Origin of the sequence: Massilia sp. YIM B02763, from assembly GCF_030412015.1 — a bacterium.
Classification (GTDB): Bacteria; Pseudomonadota; Gammaproteobacteria; order Burkholderiales; family Burkholderiaceae_D; genus Telluria.
In genome coordinates, this window is record NZ_JASNRD010000006.1 from 160,095 (window position 1) to 181,519 (window position 21,425).

Annotated in this window: 26 protein-coding genes; all 26 read right to left on the minus strand. The window is 64.9% G+C overall.

Going from position 1 to position 21,425, the window contains the following annotated elements:
• Positions 1-2: 2 nt before the first annotated feature.
• Positions 3-758: a twin-arginine translocase subunit TatC gene (gene tatC / locus QPK32_RS10965; RefSeq protein ID WP_290412844.1), complete on the minus strand. Its 756-nt coding sequence runs from the start codon at positions 756-758 to the stop codon at positions 3-5.
• The gene (gene tatB / locus QPK32_RS10970; protein ID WP_290412845.1) at positions 758-1,309 is read right to left on the minus strand and encodes a Sec-independent protein translocase protein TatB; all 552 of its coding nucleotides are present in this window, start codon (positions 1,307-1,309) and stop codon (positions 758-760) included. The genes tatC and tatB overlap by 1 nt, the downstream gene beginning before the upstream one ends.
• 19 nt (positions 1,310-1,328) lie before the next feature.
• The gene (gene tatA / locus QPK32_RS10975; RefSeq protein WP_290412846.1) at positions 1,329-1,571 is read right to left on the minus strand and encodes a Sec-independent protein translocase subunit TatA; all 243 of its coding nucleotides are present in this window, start codon (positions 1,569-1,571) and stop codon (positions 1,329-1,331) included.
• Between the two features lie 114 nt (positions 1,572-1,685).
• Positions 1,686-2,060, minus strand: a complete 375-nt coding sequence (locus QPK32_RS10980; protein ID WP_290412847.1) for a histidine triad nucleotide-binding protein — start codon at positions 2,058-2,060, stop codon at positions 1,686-1,688.
• 101 nt (positions 2,061-2,161) lie between these two features.
• Complete coding sequence (locus QPK32_RS10985) at positions 2,162-2,503, minus strand: phosphoribosyl-ATP diphosphatase (RefSeq protein WP_290412848.1); 342 nt, start codon at positions 2,501-2,503, stop codon at positions 2,162-2,164.
• 4 nt (positions 2,504-2,507) lie between these two features.
• Positions 2,508-2,939, minus strand: coding sequence for a phosphoribosyl-AMP cyclohydrolase (gene hisI, locus QPK32_RS10990; RefSeq protein ID WP_290412849.1), 432 nt, complete (start codon positions 2,937-2,939; stop codon positions 2,508-2,510).
• Positions 2,940-2,947: 8 nt separating this feature from the next.
• Positions 2,948-3,709 carry an imidazole glycerol phosphate synthase subunit HisF gene (gene hisF, locus QPK32_RS10995; RefSeq protein ID WP_290412850.1) on the minus strand — a complete coding sequence of 254 codons (762 nt, stop codon included), beginning with the start codon at positions 3,707-3,709 and terminating at the stop codon, positions 2,948-2,950.
• 130 nt (positions 3,710-3,839) lie between these two features.
• On the minus strand, positions 3,840-4,616 hold the full coding sequence (gene hisA / locus QPK32_RS11000) for a 1-(5-phosphoribosyl)-5-[(5-phosphoribosylamino)methylideneamino]imidazole-4-carboxamide isomerase (protein WP_290412851.1): 777 nt from the start codon (positions 4,614-4,616) through the stop codon (positions 3,840-3,842).
• A 54-nt stretch (positions 4,617-4,670) separates the two neighbouring features.
• A complete protein-coding gene (gene hisH, locus QPK32_RS11005) occupies positions 4,671-5,309 on the minus strand; it encodes an imidazole glycerol phosphate synthase subunit HisH (RefSeq protein ID WP_290412852.1) in 639 nt (212 codons plus the stop codon).
• Between the two features lie 12 nt (positions 5,310-5,321).
• Positions 5,322-5,912: an imidazoleglycerol-phosphate dehydratase HisB gene (hisB, locus tag QPK32_RS11010; RefSeq protein ID WP_290412853.1), complete on the minus strand. Its 591-nt coding sequence runs from the start codon at positions 5,910-5,912 to the stop codon at positions 5,322-5,324.
• On the minus strand, positions 5,912-7,000 hold the full coding sequence (hisC, locus tag QPK32_RS11015; protein WP_290412854.1) for a histidinol-phosphate transaminase: 1,089 nt from the start codon (positions 6,998-7,000) through the stop codon (positions 5,912-5,914). The genes hisB and hisC overlap by 1 nt, the downstream gene beginning before the upstream one ends.
• A 106-nt stretch (positions 7,001-7,106) precedes the next feature.
• Entirely contained in the window at positions 7,107-7,940 is an 834-nt protein-coding gene (locus QPK32_RS11020) for a site-specific DNA-methyltransferase (RefSeq protein WP_290412855.1), read from the minus strand.
• On the minus strand, positions 7,937-9,259 hold the full coding sequence (gene hisD, locus QPK32_RS11025) for a histidinol dehydrogenase (RefSeq protein ID WP_290412856.1): 1,323 nt from the start codon (positions 9,257-9,259) through the stop codon (positions 7,937-7,939). The genes QPK32_RS11020 and hisD overlap by 4 nt, the downstream gene beginning before the upstream one ends.
• A complete protein-coding gene (gene hisG / locus QPK32_RS11030) occupies positions 9,256-9,930 on the minus strand; it encodes an ATP phosphoribosyltransferase (RefSeq protein ID WP_290412857.1) in 675 nt (224 codons plus the stop codon). Before hisG ends, hisD begins: the two co-directional genes overlap by 4 nt.
• A 193-nt stretch (positions 9,931-10,123) precedes the next feature.
• On the minus strand, positions 10,124-11,374 hold the full coding sequence (gene murA, locus QPK32_RS11035; RefSeq protein ID WP_290412858.1) for a UDP-N-acetylglucosamine 1-carboxyvinyltransferase: 1,251 nt from the start codon (positions 11,372-11,374) through the stop codon (positions 10,124-10,126).
• A gap of 2 nt (positions 11,375-11,376) precedes the next feature.
• Positions 11,377-11,613 carry a BolA family protein gene (locus QPK32_RS11040; RefSeq protein WP_290412859.1) on the minus strand — a complete coding sequence of 79 codons (237 nt, stop codon included), beginning with the start codon at positions 11,611-11,613 and terminating at the stop codon, positions 11,377-11,379.
• A 21-nt stretch (positions 11,614-11,634) separates the two neighbouring features.
• Positions 11,635-12,402, minus strand: a complete 768-nt coding sequence (locus tag QPK32_RS11045; RefSeq protein WP_290412860.1) for an ABC transporter permease — start codon at positions 12,400-12,402, stop codon at positions 11,635-11,637.
• On the minus strand, positions 12,399-13,343 hold the full coding sequence (locus tag QPK32_RS11050) for an ABC transporter ATP-binding protein (RefSeq protein ID WP_290412861.1): 945 nt from the start codon (positions 13,341-13,343) through the stop codon (positions 12,399-12,401). Before QPK32_RS11050 ends, QPK32_RS11045 begins: the two co-directional genes overlap by 4 nt.
• Before the next feature lie 159 nt (positions 13,344-13,502).
• A complete protein-coding gene (locus QPK32_RS11055; protein WP_290412862.1) occupies positions 13,503-13,760 on the minus strand; it encodes a lipid asymmetry maintenance protein MlaB in 258 nt (85 codons plus the stop codon).
• A 22-nt stretch (positions 13,761-13,782) separates the two neighbouring features.
• Positions 13,783-14,427: a phospholipid-binding protein MlaC gene (locus tag QPK32_RS11060; protein ID WP_290412863.1), complete on the minus strand. Its 645-nt coding sequence runs from the start codon at positions 14,425-14,427 to the stop codon at positions 13,783-13,785.
• Positions 14,428-14,477: 50 nt separating this feature from the next.
• Complete coding sequence (locus QPK32_RS11065) at positions 14,478-15,365, minus strand: VacJ family lipoprotein (protein WP_308632513.1); 888 nt, start codon at positions 15,363-15,365, stop codon at positions 14,478-14,480.
• A complete protein-coding gene (gene mlaD / locus QPK32_RS11070; protein ID WP_290412864.1) occupies positions 15,362-15,835 on the minus strand; it encodes an outer membrane lipid asymmetry maintenance protein MlaD in 474 nt (157 codons plus the stop codon). The genes QPK32_RS11065 and mlaD overlap by 4 nt, the downstream gene beginning before the upstream one ends.
• Before the next feature lie 46 nt (positions 15,836-15,881).
• Entirely contained in the window at positions 15,882-16,664 is a 783-nt protein-coding gene (mlaE, locus tag QPK32_RS11075; protein ID WP_290412865.1) for a lipid asymmetry maintenance ABC transporter permease subunit MlaE, read from the minus strand.
• On the minus strand, positions 16,661-17,464 hold the full coding sequence (locus QPK32_RS11080; RefSeq protein WP_290412866.1) for an ABC transporter ATP-binding protein: 804 nt from the start codon (positions 17,462-17,464) through the stop codon (positions 16,661-16,663). Before QPK32_RS11080 ends, mlaE begins: the two co-directional genes overlap by 4 nt.
• 332 nt (positions 17,465-17,796) lie before the next feature.
• Positions 17,797-19,569, minus strand: coding sequence for a glycoside hydrolase family 16 protein (locus tag QPK32_RS11085; RefSeq protein WP_290412867.1), 1,773 nt, complete (start codon positions 19,567-19,569; stop codon positions 17,797-17,799).
• Positions 19,570-19,824: 255 nt separating this feature from the next.
• Positions 19,825-21,288 carry a glutamate synthase subunit beta gene (locus tag QPK32_RS11090; protein ID WP_290412868.1) on the minus strand — a complete coding sequence of 488 codons (1,464 nt, stop codon included), beginning with the start codon at positions 21,286-21,288 and terminating at the stop codon, positions 19,825-19,827.
• Positions 21,289-21,425: the final 137 nt, after the last annotated feature.

Genomic DNA, 21,425 nt, shown 5'->3' on the forward strand with positions numbered 1-21,425 from the left:
TATCAGGCGTGTTCTTCCGGCGCCTGCGACACGCGCACGAACACGGGCGCCAGGATCAGGCCCAGTTCGAACAGCAGGCACATGGGGATGGCCAGGGCCAGCTGGCTGACCACGTCCGGCGGCGTCACGATGGCGGCGACGACGAAGGCGCCGACGATCGCGTAGGGGCGGATCGAACGCAGCTTCTCGACGGTGACGATACCCATGCGCACGAGGATCACGACCACGACCGGCACCTCGAAGGCGCAGCCGAAGGCCAGGCACATCGACATCACGAAATCGAGGTAGTTCTCGACGTCCGGCGTAACGGCGATGGAGCTGGGCGAGAATTCCGCGATGAAGTGGAACACCCGGCCGAACACGAAGAAGTAGCAGAACGCCACGCCGGCGATGAACAGGATCGAGGACGAGATCACGAGCGGCAGCACGAGGCGCTTCTCGTGCGCGTACAGGCCGGGAGCGATGAAGGCCCAGATCTGGTAGAACACCCAGGGCAGCGCCAGCAGGAAGGCGAGCAGCAGCGTGATCTTCATCGGCACCAGGAACGGCGAGGCGATGCCGGTCGCGATCAGCTTGGAGCCGGCCGGCAGCGAGGCCAGCATCGGCGCGGCGAGGAAATCGTAGATGCGCTGCGGACCGGGCCAGGCCAGCAGGGCCGCGCACACGATCGCGATGCCGATCGACGCCTTGACCAGGCGGTCGCGCAGCTCCACGAGGTGGGAGATGAATGTTTCTTCGCCCGCGGCTTCTTGGGTCATCAGAAAAACGAAGTATTGGATTTGGTGCCGGGCCGGAACTTGCGCACGCGCGCGGCGCCGGACAGCACGTGCTGGCGGCTGCCGTTGCGGTTCTTGTACCAGGCGGGAATGCTGGACGTCTTGACCAGCTTCTTGCGGCGGAATTCGCGCGCCTTGCGCTCGATGTCGTCAGGCGTGGCCGTCACGGTGGAACCGGCCGCGATGGCGGCGGCGTGCGCCTTGTCGGCCGCCTCCTCGCCATGCCAGGCCGATTCGACCTCGTTCAGGTGCGAGGACACGGTGTTCTCGACGTCCGACTTCATGGTCTCGACCTCGGACTTGAAGCTGTTCGCCGCTTGCTGCACGTTTTCCTGGACTTCCTTGTGCAGGTTGCGCAGCTCTTCCATCTCGATCTCGCGCGATACCTCGGTCTTCACGTCGTGCAGGTAGCGCTGGGCGCGCCCGTACAGGGTGCCGGCCATGCGCGCCACCTTCGGCAGCTTTTCAGGGCCGATCACCACCAGCGCCACCGCCCCGATCAGGGCGAGTTTGGTCAGACCGAGATCGATCATGCTTTATCGGCCGGGGAAATCAGGTACGGTTCTTTTCGCGCGTCTCGACGTCGATGGTCGACTTGTCGGCCACCTGCTGCTGCACCGGCGGCATGCTGGATGCGTCGCCGTGCTTTTCGTCCTCGCTGCCCTTGACGCCATCCTTGAAGCCCTTGACGGCCTTGCCCAGGTCGGAACCCATATTGCCCAGCTTCTTGGTGCCGAAGACCAGCATCACGATGACCAGCACGATCAGCCAGTGCCAAATGCTCAACGAACCCATTGTTTTCTCCTTGTGGGCGACAGCCCGGTTTTGCGTATTGCAACGCGCAGTATAAGCGATGCGGGAGCTTCATGCTCCCTACCTTTGGGACCTTCCGGAACGGTCCTTTTATTGTTACGTGCCGAGCCCGCGCCACGGACGCGCGCCGCCATACACGTGCAGGTGCAGGTGATAGACTTCCTGGCCGCCGTCCGGACCGCTGTTGATCAGGGTCTTGAAGCCGCCGCTGCGCTGCCCGTCCGCCCCCGTCTTGACGGCGATGCCATGTTCCGCCGCCAGCTTCGGCGCCAGCGCCAGCATCTTGCCGAGGACCGACGCATGTTCTTCCGTGCAATCCGACAGCGTCGCGACATGCTGTTTCGGAATCACCAGCAGGTGCACCGGCGCCGCCGGGTTGATGTCCTTGAACGCGAGCAACTCGTCGTCCTCGTACACCACGCTTGCCGGAATCTGCTTGGCAACAATCTTGCAGAAAATGCAGTTGTCCATCGTCTCTCCCTGGTAGATGGCGCCTGCCGCAGCCTTGGGCAAGCCCGAAATTGTATCCAATCCGCGTGACAGTGGCGTGACTGTCGGAAACAAACTAAGGATCAGTCGCGCGGACGCGACGCTTTTTCCTCGATGCCGGAGATGCCTTCGCGCCGTGCCAGTTCATCCAGCACTTGCTGCGGGGTCAGGTCGAACTTTGCCAGCAGCACCATCGAATGGAACCACAGGTCGGCCGTTTCGTACAGCAGCTTGGACGGATCGGCGCCGGCGCGCACGTCCTTGGCGGCCATCACGGTCTCGACGGCTTCTTCGCCGATCTTCTTGAGGATGGCGTCGTCGCCCTTGGCGAACAGCTTCGCCACGTAGGAGGTGGCGGGGTCGCCGCCGGCTTCCGGCTTGCGCGAGGCGATGACCGCGGCCACGCGGTCCAGGATGTCGCTCATGGGGTCACTTCTTCTTCGGTGGGGTGTAGATGGTATCCGGATCCTTCAGGACCGGCTCGACACTGTGCCAGTCACCGTTGTCGAACTTCTGGAAGAAGCAGGAATGGCGGCCCGTGTGGCAGGCGATGCCGCCGGCCTGCTCGACCTTCAGCAGCACCACGTCCTCGTCGCAGTCGAGGCGGATTTCCAGCACCTTCTGCACGTGGCCGGACTCCTCGCCCTTGTGCCACAGCTTCTTGCGCGAGCGGCTCCAGTACACGGCCTCGCCCAGTTCCACCGTCTTGGCCAGCGCCTCGCGGTTCATCCAGGCGAACATCAGGATGTCGCCGGTGGCCGCTTCCTGGGCGATCACGGGCACCAGGCCGTGTTCGTCCCACTGGACTTTCTTGAGCCAGGGCTGGCTCGGGATCAGGGGCGTCGTAGTCGTCGTTGCCATGGGTTCGCTTACTCCAGTCGCATCGGGATGCCGCGGTCCGCCATGAAGCGCTTGGCTTCGCCGACCGTGTGCTGGCCGTAATGGAAGATGCTGGCGGCCAGCACCGCGTCGGCATGGCCTTCGAGCACGCCGTCGGCCAGGTCCTGCAAGCCGCCCACGCCGCCCGAGGCGATCACGGAAATGCCCACCGCGTCCGACACGGCGCGGGTCAGGCCCAGGTCGAAGCCGGACTTGGTGCCGTCGCGGTCCATGCTGGTCAGCAGCAGTTCGCCGGCGCCCAGGCTTTCCATCTTGCGCGCCCACTCGACGGCATCCAGGCCCGTCGGGTTGCGTCCGCCATGGGTGAACACTTCCCACTTGCCCGGCGCGACCTGCTTGGCGTCGATGGCGACGACGATGCACTGCGAGCCGTGCTTCTGGGCGGCGTCGTACACCAGCTGCGGATTGGTCACGGCCGAGGTGTTCATCGACACCTTGTCCGCGCCGGCGTTGAGCAGCCGGCGCACGTCCTCGACCTTGCGCACGCCGCCGCCCACGGTCAGCGGAATGAACACGGTCGATGCCACCGCCTCGATGATCGGCAGGATCAGGTCGCGCCCGTCGGAGGACGCCGTGATGTCGAGGAAGGTGATCTCGTCGGCGCCCTGGTCGTCGTAGCGGCGCGCGATCTCGACGGGGTCGCCGGCGTCGCGCAGTTCGGTGAAGTTGACGCCCTTGACCACGCGGCCGCCGGTGACGTCCAGGCAAGGGATGATGCGTTTTGCGAGCATAAATTTTTTACGTTGGCCTAAAAACCGTCGCCCCTGCGCAGGCAGGGGCCCAATTTTTACGCGTTATCGAAACGCAAGCAACTTGGGTCCCTGCCTTCGCAGGGACGACGTTTCATGCGTTGGGGGCTGCTTACGCCTGCGCCCCTTCGGTCAACTGGTCCGCCCGCTCCTGCGCGCTGGCCAGGTCGAGCGTGCCCTCGTAGATCGAGCGGCCGCAGATCACGCCTTCGATGCCTTCGTCCTGCACGGCGCACAGCGCCTCGACGTCGCCCAGGTTGTGCAGGCCGCCGGAGGCGATGATGGGGATCTTGACCGCTTGCGCCAGGCGCACGGTCGCCTCGATGTTCACGCCGGCCATCATGCCGTCGCGCCCGATGTCGGTGTAGACGATCGATTCGACGCCGTAGCCTTCGAACTTCTTGGCCAGGTCGATCACCTCGTGGCCCGACATCTTGCTCCAGCCGTCGGTGGCGACCTTGCCGTCCTTGGCGTCCAGGCCGACGATGATCGAGCCCGGGAAGGCGCCGCAGGCGTCATGCAGGAAGCCCGGGTTCTTGACGGCGGCGGTGCCGACGATGATGTAGCTGATGCCGTCGTCCAGGTAGCGCTCGATGGTGTCGAGGTCGCGGATGCCGCCGCCCAGCTGGACGGGGATCTCGTCCAGGTCGTTTTCCTCGGCGTAGTCCTGCACCACGGTCAGGATCGATTTGATGGCTTCCTCGTTCTTCGGCTTGCCGGCGAACGCGCCGTTCAGGTCGACCAGGTGCAGGCGGCGCGCACCCTTCTTCAGCCAGTGCAGCGCCATCTCGGCGGGATCTTCGGAAAACACGGTGGCGAGGTCCATATCGCCCTGTTTGAGGCGAACGCAGTGACCGTCTTTCAGGTCGATGGCTGGGATCAAGAGCATGATCGTATCGGTTGGTTAATGACTATCGGTTGAACAACGACGGGTGATGCGGGATCAGGGTTTCCAGTGCACGAAATTCTTGTACAGCTGCAGGCCGGCGGCGGCGCTCTTTTCCGGGTGGAACTGGGTCGCGACGAGATTGTCCGTCGCGACGGCGCAGCAATACGGAGCGCCGTAGTCGGCCTCGCCGATCGTGTGTTCGGGGTTGTCCGGCACCGCGTAATAGCTGTGCACGAAGTAGAAATAGCTGTTGTCGGGCACGCCGTTCCACAGCGGATGGGCGCGCGACTGGCGCACGCGGTTCCAGCCCATCTGCGGCACCTTGAAGCGCGAGCCGTCGGCCTGCAGCCTGCCGTCGAGCTGGAAGCGCACCACCTTGCCGGGCAGGAGGCCCAGGCCAGGCTCGTCGCCCTCCTCGCTCAGGTCGAACAGCATCTGCTCGCCCACGCACACGCCCATCACGGGACGGCTCTTCACGGCGCGCAGCAGCGCCTCCTCGGCGCCGGAGCCGCGCAGGCTCTGCATGCAGTCGCGCATGGCGCCCTGGCCCGGCAGCACGACGCGGTCGGCCGCGTCGATGACGGCGGCCTCGTTCGATACCTGCACGTCGGCCTCGGGCGCCACGGCGCGCAGCGCCTGCACCACCGAGCGCAGGTTGCCCACGCCGTCGATCACCACAATCCTGTTCGTCATGACGATCGATCCTTACAGGCTGCCCTTGGTCGACGGAATCGTGCCCAGCGCGCGCTCGTCCAGCTCGGACGCCATGCGCAGCGCCCGGCCGAAGGCCTTGAACACGGTCTCGCACTGGTGGTGCGCGTTCACGCCGCGCAGGTTGTCCACGTGCAGGGTCACGCCCGCGTGGTTGACGAAGCCGCGGAAGAACTCGATGGTCAGGTCCACGTCGAAGCGGCCGATGGTGGCGCGGGTGAACGGCACGTGCCATTCCAGGCCCGGGCGGCCGGAGAAATCGATCACGACGCGCGACAGGGCCTCGTCCAGCGGCACGTAGGCATGGCCGTAGCGCCGGATGCCTTTTTTATCGCCGATCGCCTTGGCGACCGCCATGCCCAGCGTGATGCCGGTGTCCTCGACGGTATGGTGGTCGTCGATGTGCAGGTCGCCGACCGCCTCGACTTCCAGGTCGATCAGCCCGTGGCGGGCGATCTGGTCCAGCATATGGTCGAGGAAGGGCACCCCGGTGTTCAGTTTCTGGCGGCCGGTGCCGTCGAGGTTCAACGAGACGCGGATCTGCGTCTCGCTGGTATTGCGCGTGATGTCTGCGGTGCGGGTCATTACAGGGAAGCCTTCAGGGCATTCAGGAATACGGCGTTTTCTTCGGGAGTGCTGACGGTCACGCGGATGCAGTTGGCCAGCAATTCATGCATTCTACTCAAATTTTTGATCAACACTCGCTCTGCGAACAGTTTAGCGCAGGTACGCTCGGCGTCCGGCACGCGCAGGGTGATGAAATTCGCGCTCGACGGGAAGACGGTCACGCCCGGCAGCGCCGCCAGCGCCGCCGCCAGCTCGGTGCGTGCCGTGTTCAGGCGCGCGGCCTGCTCGTCCAGTACGTCCAGGTGGTCCAGCGCGAACTCGGCCGCCACCTGGGTGAGCACGTTGATGTTGTACGGCGGGCGCACCTTCTCGAACTCGGCCAGCAGCGCCGGCGCGGCCGACAGGTAGCCCAGGCGGATGCCGGCCAGGCCCAGCTTGGACAGCGTGCGCATCACGACCAGGTTCGGGTACCGAGGCAGGCGCTCCATGAAGCTGGTGCGCGCGAACGGCTGGTACGCCTCGTCGGCCACGACGATACCCGTCTCGCCCAGCGCCTCGATGATGGCGACCATGTCGTCGGCATCGTACAGGTTGCCGGTCGGGTTGTTCGGGTAGGCCAGGAACACGAGCGAGGGCTTGTGCTCGGCGATCGCGGCCAGCATGGCGGCGCGGTCGAGCGAGAAGTCGGGCTTCAGGGGCACGCCCACGAAGTCCATGCCCGCGAACTGGGCCGAGCGCTGGAACATCACGAAGGCCGGGATCGGCGCCATCACGACGGCGCGTTTATCCTGCCTGGCGCAAGCCATGCACAGGATCGAGATGATCTCGTCCGAACCGTTGCCGAGGATGACGTCGTAGCCGCCCGGAATGCCCAGCTTGACGCGGATGCGTTCCTTCAGCGTCGCGTACGAGGGTACCGGATAACGGTTCAGCACCGCGTCGGCCAGGCGCGCGCCCAGCTCGGCGCGCAGGGCGTCCGGCAGCTGGTAGGGGTTTTCCATCGCGTCGAGCTTCAGGTAGCCGCTCGAGTCGGGGACGTTGTAGCTATGGCCGGCACGGACGTCTTCGCGGATCGTGTTGGCGATGAGGGTGTCGATGCGGGTCATGGTTTTTCCTTGTCGATAGTTAACTCGTCGTTCCTGCGGAGGCAGGAACCCAATTGAAGCATGCTAGGTCGGCTCAGTATGGGGTGAAACAGTGCGGGGCACTGTTTCACGCCTTCGCAGGAACGACGGAAGGGGTGGCTTTTTTACGAGCCGCCGCGCTGCGCTTCTTGGCCAGCGTCATCGGTACCTCGGTCGCCGCCAGGCGCGCCTGGATGATCGCGCAGTAATCGGCATTCAATTCGAATCCCGCATAATGCCGGCCCAGCCGCTTGGCCGCCAGCGCCGTCGTCCCGCTCCCCATGAACGGGTCGAGCACGACGCCGCCCGGCGGGCAGGAGGCCTTGACCATGCGCTCGATGATCTCGAGCGGCTTCTGGGTCGGATGGTCGACCCGTTCCGCATGCTCGCGGTGCAGGCGCGAGACGCTCCACAGGTCCTTGGGGTTGTAGCCCACTTCCAGCCATTTGGCGCCCACGAAGATCGAGCGCGAGCGCGCCTTCTTGGTGGCGGCGTCGTACGGGATACGCACGGCGTCCAGGTCGAAATAATAATCCTTGCGCTTGACGAAGAAGCCGATCGTGTCGTGCACCGAGCTGAAGCTGCGGGTGCTGCCGCCCATCGACGGCACGCGGCGGTCCCAGATGATCTCGTTCATCATCGTCATGCGGCGCTTGAGCATGACGAAGATTTCCGGCGCATGGCGCCAGGTGAGGAAGATGTACAGGCTGCCGTTGTCCTTCAGTTTCGGCAGCACGGCATCGATCCAGCGCTCGGTCCAGGCCAGGTAGTCGTCCACGCTCTGGCGGTCGGAGGCGTTGCCGTAGTCCTTGCCCAGGTTGTACGGCGGGTCGGTCAGGACCAGGTCGATGCAGCCGTCGGGGATGCGCGCGAGCCCGGCCAGCGCATCCTCGCAGAAGACCTGGTCGCGCCAGGCGGTCATGCCGCCGGCTTGATGCGGAACTCGGCGCTTTTCGCGTGCGCCTGCAGGCCCTCGCCGTACGCCAGCTCGGCCGCGACCTTGCCCAGGGTTTGCGCGCCCGCTTCGGACACGAACAGCACCGACGAGCGCTTCTGGAAATCGTACACGCCCAGCGGCGACGAGAAGCGTGCCGTGCGCGAGGTCGGCAGCACGTGGTTCGGGCCGCAGCAATAGTCGCCCAGCGATTCGGACGAGAAGCGGCCCAGGAACATCGCGCCGGCGTGGCGGATCTTGTCCGCCCACTGCTGCGGCTCGGCGGCCGAGATCTCCAGGTGCTCGGCCGCGATGGCGTTGGCGATCGCGCAGGCCTCGTCCATGTCGCGCACCTTGATCAGGGCGCCGCGGTCCGTCATCGACGTGGCGATGGTGTCCTTGCGCGGCATGTCGGGCAGCAGCTTGTGGATGCTGGCCTCGACCTGCGCGATGTAGCCGGCGTCCGGGCACAGCAGGATGGCCTGGGCCAGCTCGTCGTGCTCGGCCTGCGAGAACAGGTCCATGGCGACCCAGTCCGGGTCGGTGGTGCCGTCGCAGAGGACGAGGATTTCCGACGGGCCCGCGATCATGTCGATGCCGACGGTGCCGAACACGCGGCGCTTGGCGGCGGCGACGTAAGCATTGCCCGGGCCGACGATCTTGTCCACGGCCGGGATGGTCGCGGTGCCGTAGGCGAGCGCGCCGACGGCTTGCGCGCCGCCGATGGTGATCACGCGGGTGACGCCGGCGATCGCCGCGGCGGCCAGCACCATGCGGTTCTTGACGCCGTCCGGGGTCGGCACGACCATCACGATTTCCTTCACGCCGGCGACCTGCGCGGGAATCGCGTTCATCAGCACCGACGACGGATACGCGGCCTTGCCGCCCGGGACGTAGATGCCGACGCGGTCCAGCGGGGTCACGCGCTGGCCCAGCACCGTGCCGTCCGGCTCGGTATAGGTGAAGCCGTTCAATTCCTGCTTCTGGCGCTCGTGGAACACGCGGATGCGCTCGGCCGCCACGACCAGGGCGGCACGCTGGGCGTCCGGCAGCGAGGCCAGCGCCTGCTGCAGCTCGTCTTCCTTGATGTCGAAGGCGGCCATGCTGGCGGCGCCGCCGGGAATGCGGTCGAATTTGTTCGTGTATTCGAGCACGGCGGCGTCGCCGCGCGCCTTGACGTCGGCGAGGATCCCGGCGACGGCGGATTCGATGGCATCGTCGGTCTCGGCTTCGAAGGCCAGCAAGGCGCTCAGGGTCTGCTGGAAGTCGGCGGCGGTGGAATCGAGCTTGCGTACGTTGATGTTCATGCTTCTTGACCTTGCAGCTTGGAGGCCGCTTCGAAGGCCTCGATGATGGGTTGCAGGCGCTCGCGCTTGAGCTTGAGCGCGGCCTGGTTGACCACCAGGCGCGAGGAGATGTCCATGATCTTCTCGACTTCGACCAGGTTGTTGGCGCGCAGCGTGCCGCCGGTCGACACGACGTCGACGATGGCGTCGGACAGGCCGACCAGCGGGGCCAGCTCCATCGAGCCGTACAGCTTGATCAGGTCGACGTGCACGCCCTTCTTGGCGAAGTGCTCGCGCGCCGTGTGCACGAACTTGGTGGCCACGCGCAGGCGCGCGCCCTGGTGCACGGCGTTCCGGTAATCGAAGCCGGCGTTCACCGCCACCGACATGCGGCAGCAGGCGATGCGCAAATCGACCGGCTGGTACAGGCCTTCGCCGCCATGCTCGAGCAGCACGTCCTTGCCGGCCACGCCGAAGTCGGCGGCGCCATGCTGGACATAGGTCGGCACGTCGCTGGCGCGCACGATCAGCACGCGGATGCCAGGGTCGTTGGTGGCGAGGATCAGCTTGCGCGAGGTCTCGGGATTTTCCAGCACTTCGATGCCGGCGGCTGCCAGCAGGGGCAGCGTGTCTTCGAAGATGCGGCCCTTCGAGAGGGCGAGGATCAGCTGGGGGCTGGTGGTGGTGGTCATGTCGTTTTCCGCGTCGGCTTCTCGTACCGCGGTACGTGAAACCGTCATTCCCGCGCAGGCGGGAATCCATGCCGAGTCTCAGGCCAACTTAGCGGCAAATCGGTCGATACGATTGCCGGAGCCGCAGCATGGTTCCCCGCCTTCGCGGGGACGACGGTCAGTTTCGGGCCGACGTCATGTTATGTGTTTTGCTTTATTTGATACGGACGATATCCGCCCCCACCGCCGACAGCTTCGCCTCCATGCGGTCGTAGCCGCGGTCGAGGTGGTAGATGCGGTCGACGATGGTCGTGCCCTCGGCCGCCAGGCCCGCGATCACGAGCGAGGCCGAGGCGCGCAGGTCGGTCGCCATCACGGGCGCGCCGACCAGGCGCTCGACGCCTTCGATGAAGGCGGTATTGCCCTCGGTCGAGATGCTCGCGCCCAGGCGGTTCAGCTCCTGCACGTGCATGAAGCGGTTCTCGAAGATGGTCTCGGTCACGCGGCTCGGGCCGCGCGCGATCGTGTCCACCGCCATGAACTGGGCCTGCATGTCGGTCGGGAAGCCCGGGTATTCCGTCGTGCGGAACGACACCGGCTGCGGACGGCCGTCCATGCGCGCGCGGATCGTGTCGCCTTCCACCGTCAATTGCACGCCCATCTCGCGCAGCTTGTCGAGCGCCACGTCGAAGATGTCGGTGCGGGTGTTCGTGATGCGGATGTCGCCGCCCGTCGCCGCCACGGCGCACAGGAAGGTGGCCGCCTCGATGCGGTCCGAGATGACGGCGTGCTTCGTGCCGTGCAGCGCGTCGACCCCCTGGATCACGAGGCGGTCCGTGCCGATGCCCTCGATCTTCGCGCCCATCGCCACCAGCATATTGGCCAGGTCGACCACTTCCGGCTCGCGCGCGGCGTTTTCCAAGATGGTCTCGCCCTCGGCCAGGACGGCCGCCATCAGCAGGTTTTCCGTGCCGGTGACGGTGATCATGTCGGTGTGGATGCGCGTGCCTTGCAGCTTCGCGCACTTGGCATGGATGTAGCCGCCTTCGATCGTGATGTCGGCGCCCATCGCGCGCAGGCCCTTGATGTGCTGGTCGACGGGGCGCGAGCCGATCGCGCAGCCGCCCGGCAGCGAGACCCGGGCCTCGCCGAAGCGGGCCAGCATCGGGCCCAGCACGAGGATCGAGGCGCGCATGGTCTTGACCAGTTCATACGGCGCTTCCAGGCTGGTGATGTTGGCGCCGTTGAGCACCACGTGCTCGTCGTCCTGCGTGACCTTCAGGCCGGTCTGCTCGAGCAGGCGCAGCATGGTGCGCACGTCGTGCAGGCGCGGCACGTTGGTCAAATCGAGGTCGCCGGCCGTGAGCAGGCCCGCGCACAGGATCGGCAGCGCTGCGTTCTTGGCGCCGGAGATGGCGATGTCGCCGTTCAGGCGCTTGCCGCCCACGATCTGGAGCTTGTCCATGCTTATCCTTGGTACTCTTCAGGGGTCAGGGTCTTCATCGACAGCGCGTGGATTTCCTCGCGCATGCGGTCGCCCAGGGCCGCATACACCACCTGGTGGCGCTGGATGCGGTTCTTGCCGGCGAATGCCGGGGACACGATGACGGCCGTGAAATGCTGGCCGTCGCCCTCCACTTCCAGGTGGGTGCACTCCAGGCCGTTCTTGAGATAGCCGTGGATGAGTTCGGGTGTGGTAGCCACGATGAATAATCCTGTAATAAATCAGTGACGCAGTTTGTAACCGCGGCGAAGCATGTTGATGGCGACGGCCGCCAGGGCCACGAAGAACACGGCGACGATGGCCAGGCTGGTCCAGGGCGAGACGTCCGACTTGCCGAAGAAACCGTAGCGGAACCCGTCAATCATATAAAAGAACGGGTTGAAATGCGAGACTGCCAGCCAGAATGGCGGGAGTTTCTGGATGGAATAGAACACGCCGGCCAAAAATGTTGCAGGCATGATCAAAAAGTTCTGGAAAGCGGCCAGCTGGTCGAACTTCTCGGCCCAGATGCCGGCGATGACGCCCATCGTGCCCAGGATGGCGGCGCCCAGCAGCGCGAACACGACGATCCACACGGGCGCGACGAAGCTCAGGTGGGCGAACCACGCCGTGATGACGAACACGCCGGCGCCGACGGCCACGCCGCGTACCACGGACGCCGCCACGTAGGCCGACAGGATTTCCCAGTGCGACAGCGGCGGCAGCAGGATGAACACGAGGTTGCCCGTGATCTTGGACTGGATCAGCGAGGACGAGGAATTGGCGAACGCGTTCTGCAGCACGCTCATCATGACGAGGCCCGGGATCAGGAAGGACGTGTAGTTCACGCCGTCCAGCATCTGCACCTTCCCTTCGAGCACGTGGCCGAAGATCAGCAGGTACAGCATCGACGTGACGACGGGCGCCGCCACGGTCTGCATGGCGACCTTCCAGAAGCGCAGGATCTCTTTATAGAACAGGGTCCGGAAACCGACGGAGAAGAAGTTCATCGCGCGCTCCCTCCGTCCATGATCTGGATGAAGATGTCTTCCAGGTCGGCCTGCTGCAGCTGCATCTCGTCGATCTCGACGCCCGATTCGCGCAGGCGCGCCAGGATGCCCTCCACTTCCGCATACTCGTTCACGCGCAGCACGTACTTGTTGCCGCCGCCGTTGCCGTTGGCTGCGTCGTGCGCATCGTGCTCATCGTGCGCGACCAGGTGGCGCAGGCCTTCCGGCAGCGTGCCCCGCTTCAGGTGCACGACCAGCGAGGAGCCGGACACGCGGCGCAGCAGCTGCGACATGGTGTCCAGCGCCACCACGTTGCCCGTCTTGAGCATGGCCACGCGCTGGCACATGGCCTGCGCTTCTTCCAGGTAGTGGGTGGTCAGGACCACCGTATGGCCTTCGCGGTTCAGGCGCGAGATGAACTTCCACAGCGTCTGGCGCAGTTCCACGTCGACGCCGGCGGTCGGCTCGTCCAGCACGATCACGGGGGGCTTGTGCACGAGGGCCTGGGCCACCAGCACGCGCCGCTTCATCCCGCCGGACAGGGCGCGCATGTTGACGTCGGCCTTCGGGGTCAGGTCGAGGTTTTCCATGACCTCGTCGATCCAGGCGTCGTTGTTCTTCAGGCCGAAGTAGCCCGATTGCAGGCGCAGCGTCTCGCGCACCGTGAAGAAGGGATCGAACACCAGTTCCTGCGGCACCACGCCGAGCTTCATGCGCGCCTGGCGCTGGTCGGTGACGACGTCGTGGCCGTGGATGCGGATACTGCCGACGTCCGGCCGGATCAGGCCCGCGATGGTGGAGATCAGGGTGGTCTTGCCGGCGCCGTTCGGGCCGAGCAGCCCGAAGAATTCGCCTTGTTCGATGGTCAGGGAAACGCCCTTCAAGGCCTTGAAGCCCTTGTAGCTTTTCTCGACGCTATCTATCTGGATGGCTGCTGTCATGCGGTGGGTGGTCCGGATCGATGGACCGTGCAGGGAAACGAGCCATTATAGAAGAATTCCGAATTTGAAGATTCGGAAGGCAAGTTTCGCGGGATGGGCGGCAGGCGGCAAGGATGCCGGGACGTAGGGTGGGCATCACATGCCCACCAAAGCATGCGATCAGCCGTGGCTGATCAGCTCGTCGACGCCATACAGCTTCGCCAACGCACCCACATTCGCCGGCACGTTGATGAACTTGATTGTGCGCCCCTGCGCGCGGGCGCGGCGCTGCCAGGCCAGCATCAGCGACAGCGCCGACGAATCGGCGGCCTTGACGCCGCCGAGGTCGAACACGGTCTCGCCGGCCGCCACCGCGGCGCAGCCCTGGTCCAGCGCCGCGTGGGCGTTATGGAAGGTCAGGGCATCCAGCGAGAGCATGGGATTGGCTTCGGCCATGGGATTACTTCGCCGGGGCGGCGAGCGGCTTGCTGGCCAGCTGCTGGTTGCGGTCGCGCAGCTTCTTGATCAGGCCATCGATGCCGCCCTTGCCGATCTCCGAGCTGAAGGTGCTGGTATAGGTCTGGACCAGCCACGCGCCCAGCACGTTCAGGTCATAGATCTTCCAGCCCTGCGGGCCCTTGGACAGGCGGTAGTTCAGGGTGATCGGCTCGCCGCGGGTCACGTTGACCTGCGAGCGCACCTCGACGTCGGTGTCGGCCGGGTCGGCACGGAACGGCTTGAACTCGACGGTTTCGTTCTTGATCTGCGACAGCGCGCCCGAGTAGGTATAGACCAGCAGGGTGCGGAATTCCTCGGTCAGCTGCTTCTGCTGCTCCGGGCTCGCCTGGCGCCAGAAGCGGCCGGCCGCTTGCTGGGTCATCTTCTGGGCGTCGACGTAGGGCAGGATCTTGCTGTTGACCAGGTCGATGATCTTCTGGCGGTTGCCGGCCTGGATGTCCTTGTCGGCCTTGACGGTGTTGATGACGTCGTTGCTGACGCGCTTGACCAGCGCATCCGGGGCTTCCTGGGCGATGGCGGCCGGCGCCAGGACACTGGCGGAGACGGCCACGGCGGCGGTCATGATCAGTTGTGCGATGGGTTTCATGGGCTTCCTTCCTCTGGCGGCGGGCCGGCATGGCGGCCTGCCCGCATGGTTTATTTCGTGGCCGGCGCGGGCGTCGCGGGCGACGGCACGGGCGGGTTGTTGGGCGCCGCGTTGTCGGCGGGAGCAGATGCGGGCGCCGCATCGCCGGCACCGTCGTCCGGCGCGGCGGCCTTCTTGACGCCCAGCTTTTCCTGGACCTTCTCGATGCGGTCGTGGACCTTCTCGGCGCGCTCCTGCGCCTTGTCGGTATCCAGCACCTGGCTCTCGCGGCGCTGCAGGTAGCCGTCGCGCAGGAACTCGTAGCGGTCCAGCGCGGCTTCTTCCAGCAGGGTCGACGCATCCAGCACGCTGGCGCGCTGGTCGACGGCGCGCAGCACGATGCCGCTGTTACGCCACGGCACGTCGTTCACATGGGTCCATGCATCGCCCCACCAGTCGCCCGGCAGCGCCGCGGTGTCACGCACCGTAGATGGGCCCAGCAACGGCAACATCAAGTAGGGACCTGCCGGCACGCCCCAGTAGCCCAGGGTCTGGCCCAGGTCTTCGTTATGCTTGCGCAGGCCGGCCGGGGTGGCGATGTCGAGCACGCCCGCCAGGCCCAGGGTCGAGTTGACGGCGAAGCGCGTCAGGTCCTGGAACCCGTCCTGGCCCTTGAACTGGGCGAAGTTGTTCAGCGAGCTCCACAGGTCCGACAGGTTGCCGAAGAAGTTGTTCACGCCGGTCTGCACGAAGCTCGGGGTGACTTTCTTGTAGGCGGTGGCGGCCGGCTTCAGGGCGGCGCGGTCGACCGCGTCGTTGAAGCTGAACATCGCACGGTTGAAGGGCTCCAGCGGGTCGCGCGGGTTGTTGGTGGCGCAGCCGCTCAGCAGCAGGGCGGCGCCGGCTGCCACCATCAGGCCTCGGGCGCGCAACTGGCCGGATGCATTACGTTTTTTCATTTATCAGCGTCCTTTCCATCTGCTGCTTTGCTATAAATAAACTGATTAATCAAGTCTTCGAGTACGGCTGCCGACTGGGTGCGGTTGATGCGGTCACCCTCGACCAGGTTGTTGGTGTCGCCGCCCGCTTCGATGCCGATGTATTGTTCGCCCAGCAGGCCCGACGTCAGGATCTTCAGCGAGCTGTCCTTCGGAAACTTGTAGGCCGGATCCAGATCGAGGCGCACGATGGCCTGGAAGGTCTTGTCGTCAAAGGTGATGTCGCCGACGCGGCCGACCACGACGCCCGCGCTCTTGACGGGCGACTGCGGCTTCAGGCCGCCGATGTTGTCGAACTTGCCGGTGATCGCATACGTCTTGCTGAACGAGATCGTGCTCATGTTACCGGCTTTCAGCGCCAGGAATAGGAGCGATAACGCACCCAACAGGACAAACAGTCCGACCCAGACGTCAATGGATTTACGATGCATAAATTTTCCTAATATTTGTTGCTGTAAATGCAGTCAATCTTTTATATCACTTGTTGAACATCAACGCCGTCATGATGAAGTCCAGGCCCAGCACCATCAGCGAGGCCACCACGACGGTGCGGGTGGTCGCGCGCGACACCCCTTCCGGCGTCGGCTGCGCCTCGTAGCCCTGGAATAGCGCCGTGAAGGTGACGGCGATGCCGAACACCAGGCTCTTCAGGACGCCGTTCATCACGTCGCGGCGCACGTCGATGTTCGCCTGCATCTGCGACCAGAAGGCGCCCGGGTCGACGCCGATCAGCTGCACGCCGACCAGGTAGCCGCCGATCACGCCGATCGCCGAGAACACGGTGGCCAGCACCGGCATGGCGACCAGGCCGGCCCAGAAACGGGGGGCCAGCACGCGCTGCACCGGGTTCACGGCCATCATCTCCATCGCCGTCAGCTGCTCGCCGGCTTTCATGAGGCCGATTTCCGCCGTCAGCGAGGTGCCGGCGCGGCCCGCGAACAGCAGCGCCGTCACGACCGGGCCCAGTTCGCGCAGCAGCGACAGCGCCACCAGCTGGCCGAGCTTTTCCTCGGCGCCGAACTGGGACAGCGTGTAATAGCCCTGCAGGCCCAGCACCATGCCGACGAACAGGCCGGACACGACGATGATCAGGAGCGAATAGTTGCCGATGAAGTGAATCTGCTCCGAGATCAGCGTCGGACGCTTCAATGCGCCCGGCAGGCGCATCAGCAGCTTGAAGAAGGAGCGGGTGACGAAGCCGATGCGCGCGAACATGTCGAGCACGAGGCCGCCGATGAAGCCGAGGACGGTCGCGATCATCGCTGCTCTCCCAGGCCCAGGTCCTCGGCCAGCGACTTGCCCGGATAATGGAAGGGCACGGGGCCGTCCGGCTGGTTGTTGATGAACTGGACGACGTAGGGGTCGGTCGAGCGGCGCAGGTCTTCCGGCGTGCCTTCGGCGACGATTTTTCCTGATGCCATGAAATACACGTAGTCGGCGATCGCGAAGGTTTCCTGCACGTCGTGCGAGACAAGGATCGAGGTCGAGCCGAGCGCGTCGTTCAGGTTGCGGATCAGGTTGGCGGTCACGCCCATCGAGATCGGGTCGAGGCCGGCGAACGGCTCGTCGTACATGATCAGTTCCGGGTCCAGCGCGACGGCGCGCGCCAGCGCCACGCGGCGCGCCATGCCGCCCGAGATCTCGTTCGGCTTGAGTTTGTGGGCGTTGCGCAGGCCGACGGCGTTCAGGCGCATCAGCACCAGGTCGCGGATCAGTTCTTCCGGCAGGTCGGTGTGCTCGCGCAGCGGGAAGGCCACGTTCTCGAACACCGACAGGTCGGTGAACAGCGCGCCGAACTGGAACAGCATGCCCATCTTGCGGCGCAGGCGGTACACGCCCTGGGTGTCGAGCCGGTTGATGGCTTCGCCATTGATCGAGACCGTGCCCTTCTGCGGCTTGATCTGGGCGCCGATCAGGCGCAGCACCGTGGTCTTGCCACAGCCGGAACCGCCCATCACGGCAACCAGCTTACCGCGCGGGAAATCCATGCGCAGGTTCGACAGGATGGGGCGATCTCCATACGAAAAATGCAGATCGCGGATTTCGACGAGGTTGGACACTGGTGAGTTCGGGATTTTTGACAATCCCATATTGTAGTGCAGAAACGGCAATCCCTGCTGAGAAGGCTCCGGTTTTGGGAAGCTTATCGACGTGATATTACAACACTACTGAACCATGAGTCAGATATTTCCAGACGTAAGTGCTTGTTTTTAATAACTTATGCATACGTGGACTGTTACATTATGTGGTAAATTGTTAATCATTCTTTAAGGAAACTTACCTTTTGTTGAGATTCGCAGAATAAAAAAAGCGACGGCCAAACCGTCGCTTTCATGCCAAAAGACGCTCGCGGGGAAGCTGTTGCAGGGTGGGCACCACGTGCCCACCCTATTTACTGCATCGTATAGCTCTGCTGCGCCGTATCGACGGCAAAGTTGCGCGCCGCATCCCAGTAGGTGAAGCTGTAGCGCACCACGTCGCCGATCTTCAGGCCGCCGGCAATATACGTATTGGTGCTGCCGTCCAGACGCATGCGCACGTTCTGCTGGCCGCCGTTGTTGACCGTGTAGTGCACGTCGGCCCAGCTGCCGGTGGTCGTCGTGAACTGCAGCGTGGTGGCCGAGGTCTGGGTGACCGAGGTCGGGCCGGACGACGGCGGCGGCGTCGAGCCGGTGCCGGAATCCCAGACGATGTCGTCGATGGCGAACTGGAAGGTGGACGCTGGCAGGTTGCTGGCCTCGCTGGAGATCATGAAGACGTCCAGCAGCGACTGCAGCGCCACCTTCGGCCCGATCAGCGTGGAGACGGGAATCGTCGCCGTGGCCCAGTCGCCGTTGCGCACCAGGCCGTAGGCCGTCGTGTTGGCCGGGAAGCTGACCCAGTTCTGGTTCGTGTAGGTGTCGCCGACGCCGATGTTGAAGGCCACGTTGGCCGGGATCTTGATGCGGAAGCGCATCGTGCCGTTGCGGTAGTTGGTCAGGTCGCGGGCCTGGCGCGCCTGGATGCCGCCGCCCCACCACTGGCCGGGCGCCGTGTAGGCCCAGGCGATCACGTTGCCGCCTTCGTACGGCGCCGTGTTGCCGCCGCCGCTCGAGGCGCCGTTCCACAGGAAGATGTCGGAACTGGTGCCGGCCACCAGCTTGGCGTTGACGGCCGTGGTGTCGGTGAACACGCCGAACTTGCCGGCCGTTTCCGGCACCGTCTGGTTGCCCAGCTTGACGGAACCCTTGCCGTCGAGCTGGTAGACGCGCACGTAGTCGACGTAGGCCGTGGCCGGCAGCGGCGCCGTGACCTGGTCCGCCGTGGCGGCATCGGTGAAGTTGCCGCCCACGGCCAGGTTCAGCAGCAGGAAGAACGGCGCCTGCAGTGCCGTCGAGTTCACCGGCAGCGGCGCATCGTACATATTGCGCTCGACGCCGTTGTCGACGACGGTGAAGCGCATCTCGCTCTCGGTCCAGTACAGGCGGTACAGCACGAAGCGGTTCGCCAGCGACGTGGTCGGCACGTACCAGTTCTTGGTTTGCCAGGCCGTGGAGGCGGCGCAGCTCTCGTTGCCCGGCACGCAGGCGGCCTGCTGCCAGGTGATCACGTTCGAGCCGACGAAGTTGTTGGCCGACGGGCTGCCGCCCGCCGCGGCGCGCGACGAGGCTTTGTGGCCCATCTCCATGATGTCGATCTCGCCGTTGCGCGGCCAGGTCTGGGCGCTGGTGCCCAGCATCCACGCGGCCGGCCACAGCCCCGTCGTCAGGTTCGGCGTGCTCATGCGGATCTCGACCATGCCGTACTGGACCTGCACCTTGTTCTTGCTCTCGACCTTGCCCGAGGTGAAGGCATTGCTGCCCACCGTCTGGCGCTGGGCGCGCAGGGCCAGCGCGCGGGTGCCCGGCTCGAACGGCACGTCCGCGATCGAGACGTTGTTCGGGCTATAATACTGCAGTTCGGCATTGCCGTTGCCGCACAGGTTCGGGCACCCGTTGCCGTCGATAACGTTCCACGTCGCCGTGTTCACGCTGGCGCCGTTGAACTCCTCGGACCACAGCAATTGCCCGATCTGGGGATTGGTGACGCTGGCCGAGGCCTGGATGCCCGTTGCCAGCAGGAGGCCGGCGGCCAGTAGTTGAAACGGTTTCCGAATGCGCTGATGCTGATCGTGATGGTTATTCACATCGACTCCTCTGTCTGCTCCAAAGAAATGCGGCCTCGAACGGCCACGGCCCGCCGGCTGGTGCCGGTCTCGAATGATGTTGCGGAAGCTGGAGTTGGAAACGTTTCCAAACCGATGTGAAAAAATATATGCCTGTTTGTAAAATTCGTCAAACGGAAACGTATGTATTGTTTGCTTTTCCTCATGGCCTTGCTATGCGCATAAATAAAACGGCCCGGCAGGAACCGGGCCGTTGCATGCGTCGAGCAGTGCGGATCAGCGTGGCAGGTCCGAGGCCCCCATCAGGAACTCGTCGACGGCGCGGGCGCACTGGCGGCCTTCGCGGATCGCCCATACGACCAGCGACTGGCCGCGGCGCATGTCGCCGGCGGTGAACACCTTCGCCACCGAGGTCTGGTAGCAGGTCTCGCCGTCGACGGTGGCGCGCACGTTGCCGCGCGCATCCTTTTGCACGCCGAAGGCGTCGAGCACCTGTTGCACGGGCGAGACGAAGCCCATGGCCAGCAGCACGAGGTCCGCCTTGATCTCGAATTCCGTGTCCGGCACTTCCGTCATGCGGCCATCCTTCCACTCGACGCGGCAGGCGATCACCTTCTCGACCTTGCCGCCCTTGCCTTCGAAGCGCTTGGTGGCGACGGCGAAGTCGCGCTCGCAGCCCTCCTCGTGCGAGGACGAGGTGCGCAGCTTGGTCGGCCAGTAGGGCCAGACCAGCGGCTTGTTCTCGTGCTCCGGCGGCATGGGCATCAGCTCGAACTGGGTGACGCCGGCGGCGCCGTGGCGGTTCGAGGTGCCCACGCAGTCGGAACCCGTATCGCCGCCGCCGATCACGACGACGTGCTTGCCCGTCGCCTTGATCTGGTCCTTGACCTTGTCGCCGGCGTTCACGCGGTTCTGCTGGGGCAGGAACTCCATCGCGAAGTGCACGCCCTTCAGTTCGCGGCCCGGCACGGGCAAGTCGCGCGGCTGCTCGGCGCCGCCGGCCATGACGACGGCGTCGAAATCGTTCGCGAGGTCTTCCGGGAAGATGGTCTCGCGCGCCATATTGCTGACCGTGGTCGGGAAGTCCTTGCCGATCAGCGTGCTGGTGCGGAAGGTGACGCCTTCCGCCTGCATCTGCTCGATCCTGCGGTCGATCAAGTCCTTCTCCATCTTGAAGTCGGGGATGCCGTAGCGTAGCAGGCCGCCGATGCGGTCGCTCTTCTCGAACACCGTCACGTCGTGGCCGGCGCGGGCCAACTGCTGGGCCGCGGCCAGGCCGGCGGGGCCGGAACCGACGATGGCGACGCGCTTGCCGGTTTTATTCGCGGCCGGCTGCGGCTGGATCCAGCCGTGCTCCCAGCCGGCATCGGCGATCTTGCGCTCGATCGACTTGATGCCGACCGGTTCGTCGTTGATGCCCAGCGTGCAGGCGGCTTCGCAAGGGGCCGGGCAGATGCGGCCCGTGAACTCGGGGAAGTTGTTCGTCGAGTGCAGGTTGTCGACGGCGTAGCGGAAATTGCCGTGATAGACCAGGTCGTTCCAGTCGGGGATCTGGTTGTTGACGGGGCAGCCCGTATTGCAGAACGGGATGCCGCAATCCATGCAGCGGGCGCCCTGCACCTTCGCCTGGGCGTCGGTCAGGGTGAGCGTGAATTCCTTGTAGTTCTTGAGGCGGGCGGCGGGTTCCAGGTGGTCTTCTTCCTGGCGCTGGAATTCCATGAAGCCGGTGATTTTACCCACGGTGTTTTTCCTTATATTCAGTCGGTACCGTCATTCCCGCGCAGGCGGGGATCCAATTTCTGCGCGCATCTCGATGGCGCTGGCAGAAATTGGGGTGATAGTGCCAGGGGCACTATCACGCCTTCGCAGGGACGACG

Bases quoted from the DNA above. Each gene is read 5' to 3' on its own strand.
- tatC (WP_290412844.1), bottom strand. From the start codon at position 758: ATGACCCAAGAAGCCGCGGGCGAAGAAACATTCATCTCCCACCTCGTG.
- tatB (WP_290412845.1), bottom strand. From the start codon at position 1,309: ATGATCGATCTCGGTCTGACCAAACTCGCCCTGATCGGGGCGGTGGCG.
- tatA (WP_290412846.1), bottom strand. From the start codon at position 1,571: ATGGGTTCGTTGAGCATTTGGCACTGGCTGATCGTGCTGGTCATCGTG.
- QPK32_RS10980 (WP_290412847.1), bottom strand. From the start codon at position 2,060: ATGGACAACTGCATTTTCTGCAAGATTGTTGCCAAGCAGATTCCGGCA.
- QPK32_RS10985 (WP_290412848.1), bottom strand. From the start codon at position 2,503: ATGAGCGACATCCTGGACCGCGTGGCCGCGGTCATCGCCTCGCGCAAG.
- hisI (WP_290412849.1), bottom strand. From the start codon at position 2,939: ATGGCAACGACGACTACGACGCCCCTGATCCCGAGCCAGCCCTGGCTC.
- hisF (WP_290412850.1), bottom strand. From the start codon at position 3,709: ATGCTCGCAAAACGCATCATCCCTTGCCTGGACGTCACCGGCGGCCGC.
- hisA (WP_290412851.1), bottom strand. From the start codon at position 4,616: ATGCTCTTGATCCCAGCCATCGACCTGAAAGACGGTCACTGCGTTCGC.
- hisH (WP_290412852.1), bottom strand. From the start codon at position 5,309: ATGACGAACAGGATTGTGGTGATCGACGGCGTGGGCAACCTGCGCTCG.
- hisB (WP_290412853.1), bottom strand. From the start codon at position 5,912: ATGACCCGCACCGCAGACATCACGCGCAATACCAGCGAGACGCAGATC.
- hisC (WP_290412854.1), bottom strand. From the start codon at position 7,000: ATGACCCGCATCGACACCCTCATCGCCAACACGATCCGCGAAGACGTC.
- QPK32_RS11020 (WP_290412855.1), bottom strand. From the start codon at position 7,940: ATGACCGCCTGGCGCGACCAGGTCTTCTGCGAGGATGCGCTGGCCGGG.
- hisD (WP_290412856.1), bottom strand. From the start codon at position 9,259: ATGAACATCAACGTACGCAAGCTCGATTCCACCGCCGCCGACTTCCAG.
- hisG (WP_290412857.1), bottom strand. From the start codon at position 9,930: ATGACCACCACCACCAGCCCCCAGCTGATCCTCGCCCTCTCGAAGGGC.
- murA (WP_290412858.1), bottom strand. From the start codon at position 11,374: ATGGACAAGCTCCAGATCGTGGGCGGCAAGCGCCTGAACGGCGACATC.
- QPK32_RS11045 (WP_290412860.1), bottom strand. From the start codon at position 12,402: ATGAACTTCTTCTCCGTCGGTTTCCGGACCCTGTTCTATAAAGAGATC.
- QPK32_RS11050 (WP_290412861.1), bottom strand. From the start codon at position 13,343: ATGACAGCAGCCATCCAGATAGATAGCGTCGAGAAAAGCTACAAGGGC.
- QPK32_RS11055 (WP_290412862.1), bottom strand. From the start codon at position 13,760: ATGCTCTCGCTGGATGCCCTGACCTTCCATAACGCCCACGCGGCGCTG.
- QPK32_RS11060 (WP_290412863.1), bottom strand. From the start codon at position 14,427: ATGAAACCCATCGCACAACTGATCATGACCGCCGCCGTGGCCGTCTCC.
- QPK32_RS11065 (WP_308632513.1), bottom strand. From the start codon at position 15,365: ATGAAAAAACGTAATGCATCCGGCCAGTTGCGCGCCCGAGGCCTGATG.
- mlaD (WP_290412864.1), bottom strand. From the start codon at position 15,835: ATGCATCGTAAATCCATTGACGTCTGGGTCGGACTGTTTGTCCTGTTG.
- mlaE (WP_290412865.1), bottom strand. From the start codon at position 16,664: ATGATCGCGACCGTCCTCGGCTTCATCGGCGGCCTCGTGCTCGACATG.